Raw genomic sequence first — 24,876 nt, forward strand, 5'->3', positions numbered from 1 at the left:
CTTGTCCATAATAATGTGATAAATAGTATCACGTAAATAGATAGCTACGCGAGTAATGGGATAGGCTGACTTTATTTAGCCGCTCATTCTTAATTTGTTCAGCTAAGCAACTTATCGGTCTGTCATAAAGTTTTGGTTTTATAACAGACCTTGTAAGAAATCCTAGTTTTTCCACGCAGTTTGTACAGTATCAAAGCCACGTACCTTCTCAGACAGTAAACGCGTCAAACTGCCATTACCACTGCCAAGACCACTTAGTCTAAGCTCTGCCATGATTGCTTGTGTCGGCTCATTGGTAACATCCAAGTCATTATAATAACGACGGCCATAAACGGCAAAACCAAAGCAGCAGTCTTCGTAATCGACACCAACAAGTGCATCAAGCATCTTGCTGTTGCGATAATCATATTGGCCTTGTGTCAATATTCGCCATTTATTATTGATAGGGAATATAGCCGATGCAGTAACGGCAGATAATGGTAGCTGATTGGTGTTCGTATCACTTTGACGCTTTACAAAGCCGACATTAAATAAGCTGTTGTCTGTTGGCTGGTAACGTAGCTCAGTTGTGATAAAGTTTAAGTCATAGCTATTGTCCAATGCACCGTTCACATCGACCCAAACGTTATTATATGGTTGGATACTCGCATCCCAAACCATGCCTGATGATGACGTAGTAAAAACAGGCTCATCATCGGTGAGCGTGACGCGACCATCATCGATATAAAACTGCTCTGCAATACTACCATCGAAACGTGTCACACCCGTTGCATCGATGTAACGATAATTAATCCCTGGCGTAACGGCATGCAAGTCTTGCAAGCGGTCATGACCTAAAAACCAACTGTCCGAAAATAGCTGCTCATAGTTGGTTGAGGCAATACGGGTATTAAAGTTAGGAATGTCATTCTGGTCTTCGTATGGTGCATAAGTGTACTTCAATCGCGGATTGAGTAACTGATAACCACCCATAGTATCGTCAAACGCACCAAATGGTGAACCGGCACGGTATAGATGTAGTCCGGCATCAATGCTGGCTTGCGGTACAAACGCTGATAGACTGCCATCTTCTGCACTTAGCGAGCTATCTTCTAAGCTGTCTTCGTCGTATGCCGTATAGAGATGTTGTAGGCTCAGCTTTGGTTTAATGTAGCCCCACGAAGATTCGATCGGGTAAGCGGCGCTAATTTTATTATAAAGACGTGTACCGCTTTTTTCAGTCTCAGAACCATCATCGATAGATTTTTTAAAGTACGCTGAATCACTAACACCCGTAATTTCAAAGTTATTGTTTGTCGGTATACGGTAGTTCAGCATTAGTTGTGGCAGGCGAGAGTAAGGTTTGTCTTTATCCTCTAGTGCGTCACCATCGCTATCAAAAGCATCCAGTGTTTGAAAGGTCTCGAGTTTTAGCTCACCAGTGACATAGTCGTTATAATAGTTGAGACGGGCACGTCTCGGTAAATTTACCGTACTATCGGATAAACCAAGGGTATCAAAGTCATCCAGGTAGTCCGAATCCGAGACATAGCTGTATTTGAGATCCCCGCTTAAACGCGGAATACTCTTGGATTCCCAAGTATGATCATAAAATAGACTGCTACGATTTTCGTCATCGTACTCGTTATCATTAGGGAGGTATGAACCAGTTACCGTACCTTTCCCATAGTTTTCGGTCAAATAACGAAACTCACCTGATAACATGGGGTTGCGATCAGTATAAATATGGGTATTAAGCGTAGCATCGTAATTGGGTGCCAAATTTAAATAATAAGGTACATCAACTTCAAGACCAGTTTCACTACTAATACCGACATTCGGTAATAAGAAGCCACTACTGCGGCGACTGTCTATTGGGAAGTTAAAATAGGGTAGATAGAATACTGGTATGTCAGCGATACGGAACGTTGTATCGTAAGCTTCACCGCGGCCTGTTTCTGTATCTAAATCAATAGTTTTGGCATCAAACTGCCATTTTCGATTCATGGGTGGGCAGGTACTAAACATGACATCATCTAATTCATAGTGACTGTCATTGGGTCTGTTTAAGCGCTTGGCATAGCCATGTGCTTGTAGATCGACACTAGCAAAAGCCACATTCTCAGCGGTTGATTGTCCCGTTTCCGTGTTGTAGTTCAAGCTGTCAGCGACGCCAATCAGGCCACCTTGTGACGCTCTTTCACTTAAACTGGCTTGAGTATTATTCATAGCCTGATTGGGTACATTATTCCGTGGTACTTTTTGCCCTGTCGCTTGGTCAGTAAACATGACGTTGCCTTGGGCTGCTGCCACACCTTTGCTCAAATCTAGCGAGACTTTTTCTGCTGCTATTTGTTGGGTGCCTTGATTAATAATGACATTACCCGAGAGCTCAGCATAGTCAACGCTGTCGTAATAACCATAGTCCGATTCTGTAAACAGAGGTGCTCGGTTATTTTCTAGACTATTAGTTGCTCCAGCCTCATTGACAGCACGCTGATAATTAGGGTTGCTATGTGGATATACCCATTGACCTTCACAGCGTTGTGAGCTATCTACAGTACGTATCGGTATCTGTAAATTCTTACCAACTTTAGGAATGACCTGAGGACTGGTTGTGTCGACCATACTATCAGCGGTTGGAAGCTCAGTATCGGGTGTTAGCTCATAGAACTCTGCCAAGCGCATTAAGCTGTCTTGAATGCTTTCATCATTTAAATCAAGCTTGTTGGTGTTTTTTGCAGCTTTAGGCGTGCTGGTATCATTACTTTGTGTAGCGGCAATGCTTTTCTGAGTATCGAGTGCTGGTACAAAAGCTGAATTGTTACTGTCTTGATTATCGCTGTCTTTATTGTCGCTGTCTTTAATGGCAGTGACTTCTAGAGAGCTGTCATCTAGGGTGTCTTTACTAATGGCACTCTCAGTATTGAACAAGCTGTCATTATTGACAGAGCTATCACTGAGGCCGCTATCGTTAAAAGAGCTGCTATCTAAAGTGCTAACACTTGCAGCCGTATCAATACTATTAATGCCGTCAGTTAAAGTTGAGTCATCAATAGTAGCTTTAGCAGCGACGGCTGCCTGTTGCGACTGCTTGGTTGCAGCAGTAGTCTTTGGACTCTGACTCGCTTGATAGTTAATATCACTATAATCAGGCGTTTGATTGATGTTGCTATTAGCATTAGGCGCTGCTTTAGATATGTAACGTGTACTACTATCGGTGAGGATCGGCGCAGTTTTTTGTGTGTCAGCATCGCTGATTGCAGCATTAACGGCTAGGCTAGATAAGCCTAAGGCGCCAAATAAGATCACGCGAATGCTTTGGTAAAGCGGAGAATATAACAAGGGCACACCTATGATTGCAGAGCCTATTGGATTGCGATACTGAGCTTAGTAGCCGCATTATTGAACAAGGTATAGCAGTTAATAAACGACTAAAAAATCACTAATTGCTAATAGCGATCTCAAGAATTTGAGTGTTTTACATATAATGACGACTAATCATAGTCAAAAAAAACCAAATCAGCTACACTATTTACCAAAATTTATAATATAGCTAGGCTGCTTTTCGAATGATTGCCGAGATTATGCTTAGCGCCGCTAGATATTGAATGATAACTCAATATACTTGTTATAGCAGTTATTGTGGCTCAAGATTTCACCATTTTAACAAGGTTTTGCCTGACTTATCACTACTTTAATTGTTTACGACTTATATTTAACCTGCGATGCCCATTATGACTGACAAACTAACTTTAGAGCCGAACATGACTGATACCAAAACCAATAGTCGCCTACAGCAGCTAGAGAGCTGGTTGCAGCAGATATTTACAGGTAAAATATTTAACTTAGATAGCCTGCCTGGTGATGCCAGCGCCCGCCAGTATCACCGTATTCAACTACCAAAAGATGATGGTAATGGAGCGTTGAATTACATTGTCATGGATTCTGCTGACGAACAAGACGCCATGCGTCAGTTCATTAACGTCGCAAAATTGATGTCACCTGCTATTAATGTACCAGCGATTGTCGCACAAGATGTGACCAAAGGCTTTTTGGTCTTACAAGATTTTGGTGCGGTAGAGTTCGCCCATTTGCTTGTTGATGCACCCTCTACTCAAGTGAACGAATACTATCAATTGGCAATGCAGACGTTGGTCGCACTACAGACCGTACCTGTTGAGACAGCAAAATCTCAGCACCAATTGCCAGATTATGATACGGCGTTATTAGATCGTGAAATGGAGCTGTTTACGGATTGGTTTATACCATATATCGGCATAGCGCTTGATAAAACGTTGTGGGACAATTTAAAAGTAGCATTGACCAAAGAGATTTTGCAGCAGCCACAAGTCATCGTTCATCGTGATTATCACAGCCGAAATCTGATGCAAGACCAAGCAGACCATTCACGCTTGGGTGTGATTGATTTTCAAGATGCAGTGGTTGGCTCTTACACCTATGATTTGGTGTCATTGGTACGTGATGCTTATGTTGAATGGCCGGAGCGTCAAATATCTGAATGGATAAAAGACTTTTGGCAATTACAGCAGCAAGCAGAGCTAACCACAGCTGCCAGTGCGCAACAGTTTGAAAATGATGTCAATGTGATGGGCGTGCAGCGTCATCTAAAAGTACTGGGGATTTTTATCCGTTTGTCTGAGCGTGATGGCAAAGACCGCTATTTAGCAGATATTCCTAAAGTGATGAGTGATTTAGTTTTTGAGCTAGAGTGGCTTGGCAAACACGGTAGTGATAGCTTACAACAAGCGCTACTACCATTTAATAAATGGCTTGTGGATACTGTGCTGCCTGCATATCAGCATAAGTTTGTGCAACAGTATATCTAAACCTATTTATCATATTAGTATTTCAAGAGCTTAAAACTCACACATTATAGGAGGGTACATGTCTACCTCTACGATTACACAAGCCATGATTTTGGCAGCGGGCAAGGGTACTCGTCTACGCCCGTTGACGCTTGAGACGCCCAAGCCTTTGGTGGAAGTTGCGGGTCAGCCGCTTATCGTTTGGCATATCAAAGCGCTACAGGCGGCAGGTATCACTGATATTACGATCAATGCGTCATGGTTGGCTGATAAGCTCATCGATACGTTGGGTGATGGCGCTCAATATGGCGTAAAACTGCATTGGTCAGTAGAAGGCGATGAACCTTTAGAAACGGCAGGTGGTATTTTTCAGGCACTACAAACTGGTAAGCTGCGTGATGAGCCGTTTATCTTAGTGAATTCTGATGTTTGGACGACATATGATTTTACCCAGTTGCAAGACTATACACTGGGTGCTGATCAGCGTGCGCATTTACTCTTGATTGATAATCCGGCGCACAATGATAGCGGAGATTTTGCGATTAATAACGGGCTTGCTAGTGAGCAACCTGTAGGTGATGGTGATAAATATACCTTTGCTGGCATCAGTGTGATGTCGCCTAGATTGGTTGATGGCTTGGTATCAGGTCAGCCAGCAGCATTGGCACCATTGCTCAAACAAGCAATGCTCAAGTTCCAGATTACTGCTGAAGTCATTATTGATAATTGGATAGATGTGGGCACGCCTGAGCGCTTGGAACAGGTAAACGAGTTTATTGAAAGTAAAGGTGCCCAAAATCACTTAGGTGTATAAGCTCAATAAATTCTTATATAGTCAGAGAACTACTAAACTGCTACGGTGTTAGCCTCCTTAGATGTACAATCTACAATCAACTGCCTTGTAGCAATTTTAGATTTCTTTGACTATATGATTATGTGCAAAAAAGCAGCGTTGATTTAATCAACGCTGCTTTTTTATGCGTGTATTTCAATAAATATTAAACACCCATTGCTAGTTTGATTAGCTGTGCGATGGTAAACACGACCAAAAATCCTGCCACATATAGGCCGACAAACCATAGCCATTGTGACTTTTTCTTACTGAGCTTTTTCATGCTCGTCTCCCATTTACGTGTCAATACGCTTTTGAACATCAGTATAGCTACTGCTAATAACAGCAATAGCCAGTGACTGTTTTATCAATTCATATGTCCATGCTTAACGTTCTTATTTATCAGTACATATGCTCATGATCCGTCTTACCCTTAAAGGTATAATACGCAAAAGCGGTGTAACTCAGAATAATGGGTAGCATAATACCAGCACCAACGAGCATAAAGGACAGTGACGTATCTGCTGCGGCTGCTTCATAAATCGTCATTTGATACGGTACGATATAAGGGAACATGGCAGAACAAACACCGATATAACCCATCAAAAATAGCGCGACAGTCAATAAGAATGGACGATATTCACGTTCAGTGTTCAAGTCTTTACGCATAATAAAGAATAACACCATGACGATAATAGGCATGGGAGCCAGATATAATAAATCTGGGAAATGAAACCATCCGTCGAGTGCATTGATATCTGAAAAATACATAAATACTGTCACGACAATCATGGCGACGACTAAAGCAGATAGCATCCAGCCAGAAACTCTGCGTGCCCAAACTTGTAGTTTGTGTTCTGTCTTGATAATAAGCCAGGTAGAGCCAAGTAGGGCATAACCGATAATCATCGCAAAACCGCAGACGATAGAGAAAGGTGTTAGCCAGTCAAACGGCCCACCGGTATACAAGCGATTACTTGCTTCGAGCCCTTGTACCAATGCCCCAAGCATAATCCCTTGAGAAAAAGTAGCAAGTACTGAACCGACAAAAAAGCAAGTATCCCAGACATGGCGACGTGTCGATGATTTAAATCGAAACTCAAATGCTATGCCGCGCAAGATAAGACCAAATAACATCGCTGTCACAGGTAAATAAAGACCCGTCATAATGATGCCGTAGGCGACTGGGAAAGCGGCAAACAAGCCACCACCGCCCAATACCAACCATGTCTCATTACCATCCCAAAACGGTGCGATAGAGTTCATGATGCGGCTACGATTTTTATCGGAGCCTGCAAATGGAAATAAAATACCGCAGCCTAAATCGAAACCGTCCAGTAAAACATAGACGAAGACTGCGAGAGCGATAAGTCCGCCCCAAATCAAAGGTAAGTCTAATACATCACCGTAGTTAAACATTAGCGTAACCCTCCTTCATCGATGTCATCTGCAGGTTCATCAAGGTCTGTTCTCATTCTGTCGCCAGCACTGGTATCGCCAGTCAACGTGCGACCTTGACCTTCTGTGACAGAATGCTCATAGAAGTTATCTTCAGAAGGGTCTGAATAGGGTTTTGGCCCTTGAGCAATTAAGCGTAGGATATAGAAACTGCCTGCGCCAAAGACAAAGATATACAGCACAATGAAACCAATCAATGTGGTCGCGACTTGCTGTGCAGCGACTGGTGACATACTCTCAGCTGTACGAATCACGCCATACACGGTCCATGGTTGGCGACCCGTTTCAGTCACAAACCAACCAGACAATAATGCAATAAAACCAAGCGGTGTCATCATCATCCACGCACGGTGGAACCAAACACTTTCGGGATTGAATTGCTGTTTTTTGAAGTATTTGTATATGCTGAATAAACCGACCAGCACCATCAACATACCAATAGCGACCATGATACGGAACGCCCAAAACACAATCATAACGTGCGGTTGGTCTTCAGGTGCCCAGTTTTTGAGACCTTTGATTTCACCATCTAATGAATGTGTCAAAATCAAACCAGAGACATATGGAATCTTAACTTCATATTTATTGGTTTGGTTTTCTTGGTCGGGAATCGCAAATAAGCGTAAGGCTGCACCGCGCTCATCTTCCCAGATACCTTCCATCGCAGCGACTTTGGCTGGTTGATGCTCCAAGGTATTTAGACCATGCTCATCACCAATCAACACCTGAGCTGGCGCTACAAATATGGCCATAATCATCGCCATACCTAGCATGACACGACCGTGTTTGCGGTGCTCAGTATGTTTTTTGGATTGTAAATAATAAGCACCGATACCACCAATGACGAATGCAGTGGTCAAAAATGCTGCTGTCATCATATGAGCATAACGGTAAGGGAAAGATGGATTGAAGATAATCTCAAGCCAGTTGGTTGGGTATAGCAAGCCATCTGCGCCCACCATAAAGCCCTGCGGCGTTTGCATAAAGCTGTTGGCGGCTAAAATCCAAAAACCTGAAATCAGCGTACCAATGGCGACGATAGCGGTTGCAGCAAAATGCATGCGTTTGCTCACACGTCCCCAACCGAACAGCATAATCCCTAAGAAAGAAGCCTCTAAGAAGAATGCAGTCAGTACTTCATAGGCGAGTAGTGGGCCTAAGACGTTACCGGCTTTGTCAGAGAATACCGCCCAGTTGGTGCCGAACTGGTAGGACATTACCACACCGGATACGACACCCATACCGAAGACGACAGCGAATATCTTAATCCAATGCTTATAAACTTCGGCATAGATAGGATCGCCCGTTCGAAGCCAACGGAATTCAAGCACCGTCAACCAACTGGCTAGTCCAATAGAAAAAGCAGGAAATACAATATGAAATGAAATAACAAAAGCGAATTGAATACGCGCGAGTAACAACGCGTCCATTTGGTCGATCATAAATGCAGCGAACATAAGCGCTTACCTTTATTTGTTAGCCAAGTAGCGCAAGCTTCCATGATACGCTCAAGTAACTGCCCGCAACCTTTTATACGAGTATCGCGGTCAATAATCAGGTTTTCTTTAGCTGTGAATATTAGCGAGTTAAACCGTTTTATTTATGCTATGACTAAAGCGATTCAACTGAATAAATAATTTATATCCATACAAATTAAGAAATAGTCGTTCATTCAATTACTGTTACTGATGCTTCATTATGCGCCTGCAGCTTTATCGCTACAAGTAAGGCCATGTAACGCATACTTACTAGTAAATATAAATTAGTAAGAATAAGTTAATGCTATATTCCTTATACAATATTATATATTGTAATAAAGTATAAAGAAGGTGTTTTATCGTACTTAGCAGTGTTCAATATCGTCAATGTTCAACAGACCCTAAACTATTGATTGAGCTGCTGATGCAGTATACGCCTTAATGTCAAAATAGTTTGAGGGTTTTCTTGAATGCTGTGACCACCATTAATAACGGTTTCGGAAGCTGCACCGTCCAGATGGGCACTGGTATAAGGTACGATACCATCAGATAGGCGTTCAGTTAATGCCTGACTGATATTTTCATCGATGGTAACGGCCGCTACAAGCGATTCATCTGTCAGTTTAGCGCTATCAGAATCAGCGTTTTCACTTGCACTGATAGCCTCACCTCTTGCGTCTTCTTCTATCGCTTGTGACAAGTCGATTCTCGCACCGCCCGGCTGCATTTCTGCCAGTCCTTTGGTGATGTCAGCATCGTTATTGGCAATAATTGAGTGATAAGTAATGCGGTCATTGATGGCGAGATCTTTGGTGAGCTGTATAAAGGAGGATTTATTGCTGAGCTGGCTAGCACCGTTTTGTAGATATAGCGCGCCTAATGGGTTGTCTGCCAAATCGCCTTTCGTTGCAATCGTTGCTAAATTTTCAGTGACGGTTTTCACTAAACCGACAGGTAAGTAGACAACACGGCGTAGGGCACGCGTGAACCAGCGGTCTGCATAATCAGTACCACGAAACGGCGCAGACAAAAAGACAGCAGTATCTACTTGTGGTAATGTCTGTAGCTTAAAACGTTCTTGTAATTGTGCCTCACCAAAAGAGGCTTTGAGTGCGTCGCGGACTTTACGTTTTTCACTATTAGAGAGTATGTTTTGATCATCGAGATTGTCTAAGTCATCGACTAAGTTTTCATCAGACAGCATCATGCGAGCGATCACAGCACCCATACTATGACTGATAATCACGCTATTTTTGCTCGCGAGATTTTGTCCTGTCGGATCCGTCTGCTGATAAGTGCTGTCAATCAGACGTTGTATTTGGTAACGGTTTTCTAAAATGGGTAAGTTGGTTGGGTAAAATATTTGCCAAACCTGATAGTTGTCACGTAACTTATCATCATTGAGAATATCGTTGGTCAAGTTCACCCACGTTGCAGGGCTAGAGGCCAAGCCATGCAGCATAATCAGCACGCGCTTATTGGGGTCATAAGGCTCGAGCATAAACAGTTTGGGCAGTCTTTCTTCTGGTTGGCGAGTGATTAAATTTAGATAGCCGACGCCATCTAGTTGGTTCTCTGATAGCCACAAGCCATAACCGGCAGAGAAGTTGGCTGCCAGTGGATAGTCATTATTGAGGATGTTAACACTTTCGCTTTGATACGGATTATACAGATGGATATCGAGTTTACGACTGTCTAGTACTTCTAGCACGCTATCGCCACTGGGTTCAATCAGCCCCGTTAAAAGTAAATGGCCTGTGGGATAAATTCGCGAACTTGGTTTACTATCGTCAATATTGTCTTTTTTATCATCCGATTGACCTGACAGTGAGGATACCAATAATTGGCGAATCGTGGTGGTGTAGCGGTCATCCAAGGATGCAACCAAGCTAATACCCAAGCCTGGACGTTTACTGATTGAGTTGAGCCCAGAGAGACGTAAATCATAAGTGGAGACCAAGTCTGCCAGAGCGGAGGTTTGCTTATGTGCATTTTGCAGATAGCTGTTTTCATTGGGCAAATAGACACCGAGGTCATAGCCATCGACTTGTATCTTCATGACTTTGACTTGGTCGGTAGTCTTGCCTTCTAGAGGTGCACGATTGGCAATAGCCGCCTGCGCGCTGTTATCACGCTCAGTGGAGGCTATTGGTAAATGTTCTATCTGTGGGTCGCCCATCAGTTTATCTGAACCATCTACTGCCTTGTAGAGCTGAGTGATGACATCGTTGCTCGCTGCATTATAAATATCTTGGGTCTGAATATCGGTATCGTTTGGAATGCGGTTTGGTGTACTAGAATGGCTACTACCCTGAGCGCTACCTTCAAAGTCATGTGCTAAGCTGTCATAAAATAGATAGGTATAACTGTATTTTATCGCATTAAACAATCGCTCTTGGTAGCCAGTTAGGCAACGACTGGTACTTTCCTGTTGAGCATTGGCCTCGGTATCACTTAACGGTGCATTGGCATAATAAGGGTCGAGTGGTGGGCGAGAAAGCGCATTGAGGCAGTCTTGCGATTTTGCAAGCTGTCGAGCCTTTGCATAATGTAGTTCAGAAAAAATAGCCAGTGAGGAACGGTGGTGTTCATCTAAGATGCTATCGGTGAGCTGGGTCAAACATAAATCAAACTGCTGCATACAAGCTTGCTCATTGAGCCCTGCTGATAAGAGTGCTGATGCGGTATCACTACTGAGCTTGTTGTCCGTGACAATGTTGCCACGCTGTGCCGTAATGGTCTTTGCTGAAGTTTGTTTATTCACCGAGACCGTACTGCATGCAGGCAATAATGCCATCGCTGCTATCAAAGCGACTGAAGTGATCGGTATGCTTTTTTTATTGGCGTGCGTTACCATATTTTTTATAGGGTTAACGAAAGTCATAGTTCAGTCCAGTTAGTCATCAAGGTATGAGTCAGTAAGCGGTGTACAAGAGAGAGTGTAGCGTAACTTTTGCGATTAAGCTTTTTTATTTCATGCTTTGTCACTAGGGCTTTGTTATTGAGTAATATCAAAGGAATAAAGATATCTTTTATTGATGCTAACGTTGCCACTGATGAATTATATTTACATCTTATTAATCGAATATATGACTCTTGTCAGTAAGATAAGAAACCAACTAACTAACATAATCAGTTTATTTGCAGACACAAAAAAGCGTCTTCATTTTATATTGAAATAATATCGATATAAAATGAAGACGCTGATTGCTTTGGGCTTAGATTATGTATCAATCATTTTGATGAATACATAAAGCAGCTTTAGGCCCCTGGTTTAACATTGATGTCAGGTGCTGGTATGTCCCAAATGTAGAACTTACCTTCTTCAACAATTTTTATCTGTTGACCAATCATAGCATTGTTGGGGTTTTCACTCTCAAGGCGACGTAGACGCTCTAATGCGCTATCACGACGGTCACTTAAGACGTCTGACTGTGCCAAGCTTTGCTCTGCTTCGGTGTAGCCTAGAGAGACGGCCTTATCTAAGTATTTTTGACCTTCTTTGAACCCGCCACCTTCTGATAGCATCATGCCATACAAAAAGTTAGCTTCACCGCTGTCAGGTTGCAGCTTGATAGCGCGATCCACATATTTGCCGCCGCGTATCGTATAGTCTGAACCCAAATCTAGGTTACGTCCCATGCCATTAAGCTTGGCTGCACGAAGCAGCACATCATACGAGGCATTTGGTGACAGGGCATAAGGTTCAATCCACTCAGCCAATACTTTGATTTTTTCGCGAACATTATATCGTTGTGTACGGTTAGGGAAGTTTGGTGGATAGTGGCGGGCATTAGGTGATGCTTCTTGGATAAAGTCATCAAGCAGACTCACATCTAATTTGTCAGAGTTAGCGGTTGTTTGTTGTGGAATCAATACGGTCTTTAAAAAGCTCACGTCTGACAACTGTACTTTCGGCGTTGGAATGTTTGCAAGTTGACCACTACGCAGGTCGATACCAGATGTCGTCATTGGACCTGGCTCATAGACATGAGTGCTACCTGTGTACACCGGCTTGGTTGGAGCAGGTGTGACAGTTTGTGGCTGCCCAGAGCTCATTGGAAAAAGACTTTGCGTAGGCGCGCTTTGTTGAGTAGCAGCGACAGGTGCATTAGTTTGTGGCGCTGGTTGAGTACTTGATTGAGCTGTACTGTCTGCTTTGGGTTGAGCAAGACGAATCACACGTTTACTAGAGTCTACAGCACTAGGGACGGATGTGGCTGCTGCATTGGTTTCAGCTGCATTGACAGGCGCTGATAGCAACATTGTGCATGCGGCTGCCAGTGCGGTCATCGTGACCAGTTTCGAAGACTTGGTAGACACACTGCTAGAGAGCATTGATTTTTTAGTGGTTTTCATAAAAATTGTTACCTTGTTTATTTAGTCGTTATTTAGCAATTAAATGGTCATATAGGTTGTGTCTTTGCTGCAAAATCGTACAAATTTCTCATACCGTAGCAAATTAAGCTTTACGCTATCAGTAGTAGGATTGTTAATAATAAACGTTAAAAACTCGATAGTAGATGCGATAATCAAGCTTATAGTCTCTATTAATCTAGAGCTGGCAACTACATCGTTTACTACTACAAATGATAAGCAGTGGCTTTCATACGGTTGGCCATCCAGCGCATCGTCTTGCGTACAGGCGGTGACAATGCAGCGCCGCCGCTGGCAAGTGCGAGCTCACGATGGTGTAACTCTTCGATATCCATTTGTGCCAGTATCTCTTTTGAGCGTTTATCATGCTCAGGCAGTTGCTGGATATGATCTTGCAAGTGCTCACTGACTTGCGCTTCTGTCTCTGCGACGAACCCCAAGCTGAACTCATTAGAGATAGCACCAGCTACTGCCCCAAGACTAAAAGACATGCCGTACCATAGTGGCGTAAAGAGACTGGCGTGGCTACCAAGCTCACTTAGACGAGTCTCACACCAAACCAGATGGTCAACTTCCTCTTCGGCAGAGTGTTGCATGGCCTGCTTGACGCCGTGGTCTTTCGCCGCAAATGCTTGACCGTGATAAAGCCCTTGCGCGCATACTTCACCAGTATGATTGATACGCATCAACCCTGCGACATGCCGTGCTTCAGTGATGGTCAGCTCAGGAATTTCATCGTTGCTGACTGGTAATGGACGCGTACTAGGGTTTGAGTGCGGTACGACAGCTCGTAATGCCTTATCGACGCCGAGTAAGAACTGGTCAATTTTGGATAAGGGACGTAGGGCCATAATTCACTCCTAATGGCTGTATGTACTATCAAAAGGTACTGTTATTAAAAGATTCTGTTGTTAAAGTGCTATTGTTAAGAAGTACTATCAAAAAATAAGGTTGTCTGTTTTTCTGAGACAATTATAGTCTCAGCTTCACAAGCATTACTATAGCAAACAATCTAAATTATCAGCACGAATATTATCGGCTCAAAAACATACTGATTACTATAGTAATACTCAATTCAGCTTTAGCATATTTATGGAACGACTTCATCATGCGTTTGAATCACAGCGCTTTTGATATGTTTATTGAGCTTGACGTATAAAAACGCGCCAAATGCAATATTGAGCAGTCCTGTTGCCAAAAACAGTTGAGGCATGCTCAACGCCAACGTATTTAAGATAACAATTGCGAAAATCGCTGAGGTAACCATAAATATCGCATTAAAGATATTATTAGCACCAATGATACGCGCGCGATGGCTTTTGGGTGCATACGCCTGCATAGACGCATAAAGAGGCACAATATATAGACCGCCACTAAAGCCCAAAAAGAACAAGTCTGCAAATACTCGCCAGCTACCACTCATACCCACTAAATCACCGACACTGAGGAAAGTGTCATTACTCACGTTGATATTAAGACCTGATAGTGAGAAATATAAATCGATCGCAAAAATACTTAATCCAGCAATACCAAAAGGTAATAAGCGCAAACTGACTTGGTTTTTGGTCAGTGATTTACACAGTAATGAACCAATCGATACGCCAACTGAAAATAGCGTCAATAGGAAAATTACCACTGACTCATCACCATGCAAAATGACTTTGCTAAGCTCTGGCATTTGGGTCAAGAACGTCGCACCATAAAACCAAAACCAGCTGTTGCCAAGAATGACGCAAAATAGAAAAGGTAATGAATATAAGTAGCGAACCGTGGCCAAACTGGTGGTGAAAATATTCCAGTTGATTTTTAGACTGGGCTGCATCGCTGGCATGGTTGGAATGTAACGTGCTGCCAAATAGCCCAACACGGCTACGATGAGAACGGTCACACTAATCCAATATAGCGACTGCGACAGTTGTGTGAGGACGCCCGCGATAATCATACCCAGCAAAATAGCTAATGATGTGCCCATTTGAAACAAACCATTGGCACCAACCAACTCGTCTTCTTTCATCGCTTGCGGCAAGTAGGCGTATTTAATCGGTCCAAAAAAAGTTGAATGGGTACCCATTAAAAACAATGCTACAAATAATAGGGCATACCACTCAAACACGAAACCAACCGCAGCGATCGCCATGATTACAAGCTCAAGCAGTTTGATCAATTGCGTTAGCTTGGACTTTTCGTATTTATCCGCAATTTGCCCTGCCAGCGCTGAAAACAAAAAATAGGGCAAGATAAATAACATCGCGGCTAAGTTATTTAAAATACTGACTTCCATTCCCAACTGACTTGCAGCGGTGTAAGTCAGAACCAGTATGAGCGCTTGCTTAAAAACATTGTCATTAAACGCGCCCAAAAACTGGGTAAAAAACATGGCACTAAACCGGCGGTGCTTAAATAACTGAAACTGATTTGCCATGAAAGTTCCTACAGATAGATCGCGGCTGATAGATTAAAAGGACATACGGAGTGCGGCTTTTAAGATAAAGGTAATTATTAATAGTATCAAAAACTTATCGAAATATAGCATAGGTTTTATCAATATTAGGACGTATAATAGCAAGGCTTTGGTATAAATACATGCGCCCGACGCTATGATTTCATAATTATCTACGTTATGATTTGTGAATTTTACAGGGTTTTACTGTCATATATAAGTGATGGCAAGCCCCGCTATCAATACAGTCTACCTACCTATTGATACGATGACGGCACTCAGGACTAAAGTTTGCACTATAGGCCGTAGACTGTCATTATCAAGAGCAAAGGTAGTCAATCAGAATCTCAGCCAACTGTTAATAAGTTTATTCACCGGTAAGACTTAGCGATTGCCCTCGTTAATGACATTGTGCCGCGTGAGGTGATAGGAAATAAACATGAACCACCAGCCTTCAACTCTAGCGCGTCCTGTATCGGTTAATCCGTGTGATACTCCTATAAATGTGCCAGATAATATCAGTGCCCAACGCATGCAAACTTGCCATGCTCAAGCTTGCGATATTAAACCTTGCCATGCTCAACCTTGCCAGACTCAAAACGGCCCTCGTATGGCTACGTGCGATGCGCCGCGCATTCACTTTACACGCTCTGCGCTTTTTTCTGCTTTAGCGACCAGCTTTGTCGGTTTTGGTATCGCACCTGCAGCTTTGGCTGATACTGCTATCAATGCAAATACTCCTGCTCAATCCATGACCAATCAAGTAGCGGCCAGTCAGTTAGCCACACTTTTAGATTCAAATGATGATGCTCAGCGCAATATTTTTGATAGTTCGGATGATGAGTTGTTGCAACAAGCCACAGCGATACAGCAGCAGGGTTATCAAATGATGACGCCTGCGCAGATTGATCGTGAACTGGCTGAGTTGAATACGCAAAATACCCAAGACATTAATACGATAGGTGGCGGCAATAACCGCAATAATGCTAACGCTATCAGTAATAGTGACGTTGATAGCGATTTTACAGCACCAATCGCGACGCTGGATGATACGGCACCTCCTATTGGCTTAGATGTGGATCTTGATGCGGATAATCTGCCATTACCTAGCAATCTTGATACATTGGGTAAGAGTGAAAACGCCACTGAGCCAACAGCAGCGACTGAATCGGTGTCGAATCCGATAAATGTCAGCGGCTCTGTTAGTGCTGAAAGTGTGGACGGTGACAGTGATAGCGATGATAATAGCGACAGCGATGCTCTTGATAATAGTAATGAGCTAGTCGCGAACAACAGTGGTGTCACGGATGTAGAGGGTGCGACATCAAATATTATCGATCCAGGTGATTATCTGCCAGATTATCAAACAGATACTCAGGTAGCCGTTGAAAATGTTGAACAAACTAATAGACCTGGGCCTCGGGAACGTAACAAAGGCAACATCGTAAAGCGCCTTTATAATCGTTTCTTTAATGATGGCGCCATTGCCATACCTAATGTTGAAACGACCATCTATTTACAGGAAGCCACGTCTGAAGATACGGACGATAGCGAACCAAAAGAAACCAAGGCGGATAATGATATCCAGCCAATGAAAAATATTAAAGCCGCACTGGATAACACCACAGTTCAGTCTGTTGCTGACTTTACTGCTGCTTTACCGCGCTTGCGTCAAACGGCACTGGATGCTGCAAAAGCCGTGGGCTATTATGAAGTTACGTTGAGTCTGCGCCAGCCTAGTAGCGATACTTTGGATGTGGTTATTGAAGAGTTGGGTGAGCCAGTACGTGTCGATAGCCGTATTATTGAGATTCGTGGCGAGGGTAGTGAGCAAGAGGAATTTGCAAACTTTGAAAAAGAACTCCCACCACAAGAAGAAGATATCTTCAATCACCGTGTCTACAAAAACAGCAAAGCTGCGCTAGAGTCACTGAGTAATACCTATGGTTATTTTGACCAATATTGGCTAAACAAATCGGTTGATATTATCTTGCCGGATAACACAGCAGATGTCTCTTTGGTCTATGACACGGGCAGTCGTTACCAATTTGATGACGTTGTGTTTTTCACCTATGACCGAGAGACCAATACGTTAACGGAAGACCCTGATAAGCTGCCTGTTGAGCTGCCATTATTGCAGCAGTTGCTTGATTTCAAACCCGGCGATCCATTTTATGCGCCTGATGTGACCAAATTTAGTAATGATTTATCAGCGACTCGTTACTTTAATACAGTGAACGTTGAGTCGATACTACCACCAAATGAGAGTAGTGAAGCCAGTACACTGGCTTTTGATAATACCCCAGTGAATAGCGACGGTACGTCAGAGTCAGATGAAGACGTTAGTAGCGGTAGCATTACTGATGTTATTAATAATGGTAATGACTCTCTAATGACGGCGAACGAGGCACTTGTTAGTGGCGCCAGCGATTCTAATAACGGCAGCGTGGTTAGTGAAAACACAGTCAATGAAGACGATATTGCTGCTATCGAGTTCGAGGCTGATGAAGCAACCCTAGATAAGCTGCAAGCCATTGAACAAAAAGCAGATCGTTTAAGCCGTTTGCCGAACGATCGGGTATTAGATGAAAAACCTCAAGAAGCAGACAACCTGTTAGGTAAAATCAGTGACTCAATCAGTAATGTCGCTCAAAAAATACTGCCTGATGAAAAAAGCCTGCTTTCCGATGAAAGCTTTGTACCACCGACATTAGCAGGACGTAAAACACCGCAAGAAGTGGCAGAAAGTAAAAAAGTGCCGTTGTATGTATTTGTTGCCTCTGACAAACCGCGCGATGCCCAAGTCGGTCTTGGTTACGGTACGGATACTGGCGTGCGAGCAACGGCAAAGATAGATTATAACCTGATAAATCGTAAAGGTTATCAGGCTGGTGCAGAAACAGAAGTTTCAAGAATTGCTAAAAATGTGGCGGTCTATGCCAGTCGACCTTGGAAGCACCCGCTTAATGATAAGCTAGATGCGCGTCTGACTTATGAGGAAGAGGTGATCGACCAAGGTGAAGGTAACTTTGACCTGTCTACCAGAACACTAAAAGCAGCATTGGCACGTAACATCCGTCAAGATAACGGATGGAATCGTAGCTACTCTGTGCGCTACCGTTTGGATGAGTTAGAAACAGGGGTCGATGAAACAGAGTTGGATGATCTGCCTATACGTTTTACGTCTTCAAATCCTAGTCAGCAAGCGTTGTTATTTGGCTATGGCATGAGTAAAACCAGTATAGATAGTGTGACTAATCCGACTCAGGGCATACGTCAGTCTTACTCTATTGAAGCAGGCAGTGAATCAGTTGCTAGTGATACCAATATGGCAATCGTTCGTGCAGGTGTTAGTGGTCTTTATAGCTTCGGCGATGCCGATAAGCATCAAGTATTAGGCAGTCTGAATACGGGCTATATCTGGGCAGATGATTTTTACGAAGTGCCTTATAAATTACGTTTCTTTGCAGGTGGTGACCAGAGCATCCGTGGTTATGACTATGAGAGCTTATCACCACTAGAGAACGGCTATCTGACAGGTGGTCAAATTCTTGCGGTGGGTAGTGCAGAGTATAACTATGAGTTCAAACCGGGTCTTCGTGCAGCATTCTTCACGGATGTGGGTAATGCTTATGACGAAAACTTTGATACTGAGACAAAGGTCGGTGTCGGCGTCGGTATTCGTTGGTCGTCACCTGTGGGCGTGGTGCGAGTCGATGTAGCGGCTGGCGTGACAGAGGAGAGTATTCCCATTAGACTGCACTTCTTTATTGGTTCGCCTTTATAATTGTTTGATTCGTTCTGTTATTTATTATTTATCGTACCGATTGCCGGTAATCATTCTTTAACGTAGTTGAGTGCCATGCTGACAAAAAACAACCCGCCTAGTAACTCACCAGATGAAGATCCGGCACAGCGTGACGCTCGTGCAGTCAGGCGCTTGTATCCGTTATCATTTTTGCTCAAGCTACTGGTGCTGATTTTAATCGTACTAGCGATTATGTTTGCGGTGTTCTTTTATGCAGCCGGCACAGAGTCAGGTACCAAGTTTATATTAGAGAAAGTCAGTGCCGAGACAGGCATAGAGTTCGAATATGGGAAAGGTAACTTGCGTGACGGTATTTGGGTGACCGACATCGATATCAAGGCGACTGAAGACCTTGAGATATTGGTTGATAAAGCCTATGTAAAGATAGGCTGGCGCGCTGTATTTGCCAAAGAAGTGCATTTGCGTGAGGCCGATATACAGACTATTGAGATTATCAACAATGAGCCACCAACGGGTGAGCCCTTCGATTATAAAACCCTGCAGTTACCCGTTAATCTACGCTTTGATCAAGCTAAAATCAAAAGCATCACTTATAAGCAAGTGACCAAAGAGCCTATCATCATCCGTAATATCGTTGCCCGTGATTTGACTTGGGTCGGCAGCACGGTATCCATTGCTCGTGGTGATTTGCAGTATGCTGATATCGTCAATATCAGTGCTTTAAAAGGTGAAATTGATTTACAAGGCGATTATCCGCTAGATTTAAGTGCTATTGCAGAGGTGAGTGCGCTAGAACAAGCCTATATTGATCCACTAAACATTACCGCAACAGGTACGCTTAAGCGTACGGTTGGTAAAGTAAGCAGCCGCTATAATGATAGTGATGTTACCGGTGATTTTATCGTGCAGGGATTGGACAGCGATTCACCGTTTCGGGCGAAACTGCAATGGGATGATATCTTAATCCCGTATGCAGAAGATCAAGATATTCGCCTAAAAAGCGGTACGGCCACAGCAGAGGGTGTCATCTCTGAGATACGTCTACGCATCAATACTGAACTGACGGCCAAAGACATTCCTTCAGGTCATTATCAAGGCCGTGCGGTTATTGCTGATAGTCAGCTGCGTATTGATCGTTTAGATGCTGATGTACCTGCTGGACGTTTGGTGTTGCAAGGTATTTTAGATTGGAAGAGTAGCTTTGATGCAAAAATCCGAGCGACAGGCAGTAACTTTAATATCCGCCAAGCGATTCCTGATGAGTACGCTGACTTTAAAGCGTACGCACCGCAAACGCTTGATGGCAGACTGTCGCTACATTATCAGCAGCAGAATAGCGCTGGTAATACAGAGATAGATGCAGACTTACGTCAACGTGATGGTGAGCATGTTAATGCTAATATTGCCAGTGGCAAAGTTTCAGCGAAATCTAAACAGGCGGCCCCTTGGTATATTGATGCTAAATGGCAAAACCTAGTCCGCCGTGATGTGCCTGATGTCGGCAATATTAATAGCCCGAGTGGACAGGCAGATGTCATCATTCGTGACTCACAGCTATCCGTTGATGCCAACGCGGTTATCAATGAGCTCAATGCTGCTCCAAAAGGCAACTATGATGTGCGTCTACGTAAAGCTGGTGACGTCATTGATATCAATCGATTGAACTATGAAGGAATCGTAGGCGACCTATCTGGAACTGGACAGATTCGACTAGCGAGTAAGAATACGCCACTCACATGGCAAGTGGATGCGAGTACCAAGGGCTTACTGCCGAAAAAATACCGCAGTGACTTACCACTTGAGCGTCTAACGGGTAATATTAGTGCACGCGGTCGTCTGTTAAATATCACCAAAAGCGGTGTCAGTGGTCAGCGCCATATCATTACGCTGAATAACACTGATTTGCAGACGCAGCTTGATGCCACACAAGACAGTCGTACTATCGGTATAACAGGTGGCGGTGATGCCAGCGTCGATATCGTCGGTGGTGAGCTGTCTGTATTTGATGCGCGTTTTGATGGTCAAATTGATACGGCAGATGTACCAAAAGGCCGCCTATCTGTTGATGCCGCTGGTACGCCAAATCTGATTAGTATCCGTAAATTGAATTACAATGGCGAGGCTGGTGCAGTGGCAGCGAAGGGTGTCATTGATTTACGCAAAAATATTGGTTGGACGGTAGATGGCCGCTTTGACGATTTCAATTTGGGTTATTTTCTACCCAACAACCCAGCAATTTTGACGGGCGATCTAACCACCAGTGGCGAATGGCAAACGCCGCCTAGCAATAGCAAAAATACAGCAGGTAAGCTGAAACGTTTTGCCGTAAATTTCGATGGTGTACTGGATGCTGAGCAACTGCCAGCAGGTAAGCTGACTATTGATGCCAGTGGCGATGATCAATTGATTCGTATCAAACGCTTCCGTCATGTGGGTGCTGCCGGCAGCATCGATGCCAAAGGTACCGTAGATGTGCGTCAAGGAGTTGCGTGGGATATCAATGCGGTAATGGATCGTTTTAACCTAGGGTATTTCCTAAAAGACACACCAAGTCTTATCACAGGTACGATAGATACTGATGGACGCTGGAGTGATTCGCAGCAAATTATCAATATCAAGCAAGTTAATTTGAGCGGTATGTTAAAAGGGCAGACGTTGAGCGCTAAAGGCAGCTTGGCGGCGAAAATGCGCTTACCAAAAGACTTGGCAAGCTACTTTGAAAGTCTGCAAACGCAAGATGCTCAAGCGCAATACAAAAAAGTAAATGCCTTAATTGATAGCTTAAATGCCGAAAACCTCGTACTGCGTTGGGGTGATAATTACGTAACTGCTAACGGTAATGCTAAGCAGCTACAAACCAAAATCAATATCACCAGCTTAGATCAGCTCTCAGATCAGCTGGCTGGTAAAGTAACTGGCGGTGCCACTTTATCGCAGCCAGTAGGACAAGCGTTACCAACCATTTATATTGATTTGGTAGGTGAGCGTCTTGCGCTACCAGGCTTTGTTTTACGTCAGGGTCGTGTCCGCGGAAAACTGGTCAATCTGGCAAATAGCCCAAGTCAGCTTATCATTACTGCCGAAGGCTTAGATGCTGCTGGACAGAGTTTTAAAAGTGTTAAGGCTTCATTTAATGGGACAGAGCAGGCACATGTGGTCGATCTCGACGTAGCCAATGAACAGCTAACTATTGGTGCGCGAGTCAAAGGTGGATTCAATCGCAATAACGTGAGCTGGTCTGGAGTCATCGGTGAGGGTCGCATTCAGTCTAAATACGCGACCTTAAACCAGTTGCAACCAGCGCAGTTGATTGTGAATTTACCTAATGAACAGAACGGAAAAAATACGGACTTTAAAGTACAGCTAGCCGCGCATTGTTGGCAAGCTGCTGATCAAACTGGCAAGCTGTGTTTACGCAAAAAATTAGTCGCATCACCAGATCAAGGTGAGGTCGATGTGGCCTTACAGAATTTAGATACTTCATTATTCTCAGTCTTTTTGCCCAAAGATATTGATTGGCATGGCAAGATTAATGGTAAAGCTATTGTCGGCTGGCAACGTGGTCGTCCGCCGACTATTAATACAACATTGTATTCGGATAACGGCAAAATTGGCTTAGCTCAAGAGGGTGATAGCGCTGCTGTTACTTTACCTTATAAGCGGGTTTCTCTCATTGCTGTATCCGTTCCAGAAGGCCTCAAGCTACGCACAGACATCAATACCGGAAGCGGTGCTCGTGGCTATGCTGAAGTCGTTGTTGATCCTTATAAGGCGCCTAAGCCAATTTCGGGTGCATTGGTACTCAATGAGCTTAATCTAGCGATATTTAAGCCTTTCTTCCCAGGGATGCGAGTCCTGCGAGGAAATGTCACGATGGCAGGTGGCGTCGGTGGCACGCTGGACAAGCCGCAGTTCTATGGTGATGTGAAGCTTTCTAATGGCCGTATCGCCATGTTGGATTTACCGATTAACTTGACCAATGTGAATGCTGCTGCCAAAATTCGTGGCACTCAAGCAACGATGGATGGCACGTTTAACAGTGGTACTGGTAAAGGCTCTCTAACAGGAACGGTTGATTGGAAACAGAAGCTACAGGCTAAGCTAAGTGTTATCGGCGAAGGCTTGGTGCTTACTCAGCCGCCGTTGCTAGTGGCTGAAATCGATCCGGATATTGATATTATTGTGCGCCCAGGTGATCGCTATGTTGATATCAAAGGTGCCATTAGTGTACCGTCAGCGACTATCCGTCCACCAGAAGCCAGTGAAGATATCGTGACGCAAACCGAAGATGCAGTCGTGCTCGATCGTCGTTTGATTGGTAATATCGATGAAGTCTTGGCCATCTCGAAGCCTTGGTCTATCAATGCAAACATTGGTATTGATTTGGGTGAGGATATCAATTTCCGTGGATTTGGTGCCGTGATTCCTTTAGCAGGGGCGATTAATATCACCCAAAATGGTACTGGGGTTATGCGTGCAAAAGGTGTGGTGCAGGTATCGCGTCGTACAGATATCAATGCTTTTGGTCAAAGTTTAGAGCTCAATTATGGTCAAGTACGCTTTGACGGTGATGTGATGAACCCAACGCTGAGTGTCGAAGCAGTTAAAAGCATTGAAGGAAAAATAGTAGGCCTACGCGTTAAAGGTGATACTGAATCACCAAACATTATTGTCTTCAATAATGCTGGTCTGACACAGCAGCAAGCGATGAATGCGTTGGTCACAGGCCGCCTTACTAATACAGGTGCGACCCAAATCAGTGAGCAAGGGTTTAAATCGCAGGTTACCAATAACTTAGCAGCGGCTGGATTGAGTTTCGGACTGAGTGGTACACGCAGCTTAACCAATCAGATAGGTCAGGCTTTTGGTTTGCAATCTCTCACCGTGGATGCCTCCGGCAGCAGTGAAGACACCAATGTCAATGTCACCGGTTATGTGACCCCTGATTTATATATCCGCTACGGAGTGGGTGTGTTTAATGCTCAAAATAGCTTGTCGGTTCGTTACCAATTGACGCGTCGTATCTATGTTGAAGCAAGCGCAGCTGCAGAGAATGCAGTAGATGTGGTCTATAGCTGGCAGTTCTAAACGCAACGCTATAGTCAGAGAACTACTAAACTGCTACGGTGTTAGTCTCCTTAGATGTACTACCTGTACAATCTGCAGTCGACTGCCTTGTAGCAATTTTAGATTTCTTTGACTATAAATTATTATCAATATCTAAAACCTATATCCATTAACGATGACTATAGTAATGTTCAGCCAATAAAAAACGCCTTTTAATGAAGGCGTTTTTTTATAAGTGGACATCGAGTGATGTTCATTCTATTTGGTTAGGATTAATCGGTTATTACGTGTCAGGCGTAGGCGGTATTCTTCACCTTCATGCTCGATACGTACTTCCTTGGTTAGGGCAAATAAGTGCTGTGATTGTAGGGTAGGTAGACGGTTTTCGCGGCAGTTTAGATAACGAGAGATGACCATGCTCATAATAAAATCCTTTTGATAAAAAATAGCTGAGTAGCGATAACAGTAAGTAATCGTCTTTAACGATAATAATTATCATTTAGATTGAATGATTTTGCAAGACAATTGATAAAATAAAATGCAGTTATTATGTAAACTTATCTAAAGCAGTTGTTATAAAGCCTATCTTATTCGAGATGAACCATAAGTATTGTATTTGAAATCAGTAATTTAAGTTATATTTCTAC

13 protein-coding genes are annotated in these 24,876 nt (G+C 43.6%); 4 read left to right on the forward strand and 9 right to left on the reverse strand.

Going from position 1 to position 24,876, the window contains the following annotated elements:
- Positions 1-162: 162 nt before the first annotated feature.
- Positions 163-3,324 (reverse strand): LPS-assembly protein LptD, encoded by a 3,162-nt coding sequence (locus tag DFP82_RS03610; protein WP_245905631.1) that lies wholly within the window; start codon positions 3,322-3,324, stop codon positions 163-165.
- A 392-nt stretch (positions 3,325-3,716) separates the two neighbouring features.
- Here DFP82_RS03610 and DFP82_RS03615 point away from each other — a divergent pair, with 392 nt between their 5' ends.
- Complete coding sequence (locus tag DFP82_RS03615; protein ID WP_110922376.1) at positions 3,717-4,829, forward strand: aminoglycoside phosphotransferase family protein; 1,113 nt, start codon at positions 3,717-3,719, stop codon at positions 4,827-4,829.
- A 58-nt stretch (positions 4,830-4,887) separates the two neighbouring features.
- Positions 4,888-5,622: an N-acetylmuramate alpha-1-phosphate uridylyltransferase MurU gene (murU, locus tag DFP82_RS03620; RefSeq protein ID WP_110922377.1), complete on the forward strand. Its 735-nt coding sequence runs from the start codon at positions 4,888-4,890 to the stop codon at positions 5,620-5,622.
- Positions 5,623-5,806: 184 nt separating this feature from the next.
- Here the strand turns inward: murU and DFP82_RS14925 are convergent, their stop codons facing one another.
- The 7 genes from DFP82_RS14925 to DFP82_RS03650 all read right to left on the reverse strand — a co-directional run bounded on the left by DFP82_RS14925 (position 5,807) and on the right by DFP82_RS03650 (position 15,375).
- Positions 5,807-5,923, reverse strand: a complete 117-nt coding sequence (locus DFP82_RS14925; protein WP_370463019.1) for a DUF2474 domain-containing protein — start codon at positions 5,921-5,923, stop codon at positions 5,807-5,809.
- 119 nt (positions 5,924-6,042) lie between these two features.
- Positions 6,043-7,059 carry a cytochrome d ubiquinol oxidase subunit II gene (gene cydB / locus DFP82_RS03625; RefSeq protein WP_110922378.1) on the reverse strand — a complete coding sequence of 339 codons (1,017 nt, stop codon included), beginning with the start codon at positions 7,057-7,059 and terminating at the stop codon, positions 6,043-6,045.
- Positions 7,059-8,555: a cytochrome ubiquinol oxidase subunit I gene (locus DFP82_RS03630; RefSeq protein ID WP_110922379.1), complete on the reverse strand. Its 1,497-nt coding sequence runs from the start codon at positions 8,553-8,555 to the stop codon at positions 7,059-7,061. The genes cydB and DFP82_RS03630 overlap by 1 nt, the downstream gene beginning before the upstream one ends.
- A 427-nt stretch (positions 8,556-8,982) precedes the next feature.
- Positions 8,983-11,460: an esterase/lipase family protein gene (locus DFP82_RS03635; RefSeq protein WP_110922380.1), complete on the reverse strand. Its 2,478-nt coding sequence runs from the start codon at positions 11,458-11,460 to the stop codon at positions 8,983-8,985.
- A gap of 377 nt (positions 11,461-11,837) precedes the next feature.
- The gene (locus tag DFP82_RS03640; RefSeq protein ID WP_110922381.1) at positions 11,838-12,935 is read right to left on the reverse strand and encodes a tetratricopeptide repeat protein; all 1,098 of its coding nucleotides are present in this window, start codon (positions 12,933-12,935) and stop codon (positions 11,838-11,840) included.
- 224 nt (positions 12,936-13,159) lie between these two features.
- On the reverse strand, positions 13,160-13,804 hold the full coding sequence (gene coq7, locus DFP82_RS03645) for a 2-polyprenyl-3-methyl-6-methoxy-1,4-benzoquinone monooxygenase (RefSeq protein ID WP_110922382.1): 645 nt from the start codon (positions 13,802-13,804) through the stop codon (positions 13,160-13,162).
- A 239-nt stretch (positions 13,805-14,043) separates the two neighbouring features.
- Entirely contained in the window at positions 14,044-15,375 is a 1,332-nt protein-coding gene (locus DFP82_RS03650) for an MFS transporter (protein WP_110922383.1), read from the reverse strand.
- Between the two features lie 457 nt (positions 15,376-15,832).
- Between DFP82_RS03650 and DFP82_RS03655 the strand changes: the two genes are divergently transcribed.
- Positions 15,833-19,180, forward strand: a complete 3,348-nt coding sequence (locus DFP82_RS03655; RefSeq protein WP_110922384.1) for an autotransporter assembly complex protein TamA — start codon at positions 15,833-15,835, stop codon at positions 19,178-19,180.
- Between the two features lie 75 nt (positions 19,181-19,255).
- On the forward strand, positions 19,256-24,250 hold the full coding sequence (locus DFP82_RS03660; RefSeq protein WP_110922385.1) for a translocation/assembly module TamB domain-containing protein: 4,995 nt from the start codon (positions 19,256-19,258) through the stop codon (positions 24,248-24,250).
- 237 nt (positions 24,251-24,487) lie between these two features.
- On the opposite strand, the gene hemP is transcribed toward DFP82_RS03660, so the two are convergent.
- On the reverse strand, positions 24,488-24,646 hold the full coding sequence (hemP, locus tag DFP82_RS03665) for a hemin uptake protein HemP (protein WP_227672156.1): 159 nt from the start codon (positions 24,644-24,646) through the stop codon (positions 24,488-24,490).
- Between the last annotated feature and the right edge of the window lie 230 nt (positions 24,647-24,876).

Origin of the sequence: Psychrobacter fozii, assembly GCF_003217155.1 — a bacterium.
GTDB classification, from domain to species: Bacteria; Pseudomonadota; Gammaproteobacteria; order Pseudomonadales; family Moraxellaceae; genus Psychrobacter; species Psychrobacter fozii.

Coding starts and splice junctions, on each gene's coding strand:
- DFP82_RS03615 (WP_110922376.1), top strand. CDS start 3,717: ATGACTGACAAACTAACTTTAGAGCCGAACATGACTGATACCAAAACC.
- murU (WP_110922377.1), top strand. CDS start 4,888: ATGTCTACCTCTACGATTACACAAGCCATGATTTTGGCAGCGGGCAAG.
- DFP82_RS14925 (WP_370463019.1), bottom strand. CDS start 5,923: ATGAAAAAGCTCAGTAAGAAAAAGTCACAATGGCTATGGTTTGTCGGC.
- cydB (WP_110922378.1), bottom strand. CDS start 7,059: ATGTTTAACTACGGTGATGTATTAGACTTACCTTTGATTTGGGGCGGA.
- DFP82_RS03630 (WP_110922379.1), bottom strand. CDS start 8,555: ATGTTCGCTGCATTTATGATCGACCAAATGGACGCGTTGTTACTCGCG.
- DFP82_RS03635 (WP_110922380.1), bottom strand. CDS start 11,460: ATGACTTTCGTTAACCCTATAAAAAATATGGTAACGCACGCCAATAAA.
- DFP82_RS03640 (WP_110922381.1), bottom strand. CDS start 12,935: ATGAAAACCACTAAAAAATCAATGCTCTCTAGCAGTGTGTCTACCAAG.
- coq7 (WP_110922382.1), bottom strand. CDS start 13,804: ATGGCCCTACGTCCCTTATCCAAAATTGACCAGTTCTTACTCGGCGTC.
- DFP82_RS03650 (WP_110922383.1), bottom strand. CDS start 15,375: ATGGCAAATCAGTTTCAGTTATTTAAGCACCGCCGGTTTAGTGCCATG.
- DFP82_RS03655 (WP_110922384.1), top strand. CDS start 15,833: ATGAACCACCAGCCTTCAACTCTAGCGCGTCCTGTATCGGTTAATCCG.
- DFP82_RS03660 (WP_110922385.1), top strand. CDS start 19,256: ATGCTGACAAAAAACAACCCGCCTAGTAACTCACCAGATGAAGATCCG.
- hemP (WP_227672156.1), bottom strand. CDS start 24,646: ATGGTCATCTCTCGTTATCTAAACTGCCGCGAAAACCGTCTACCTACC.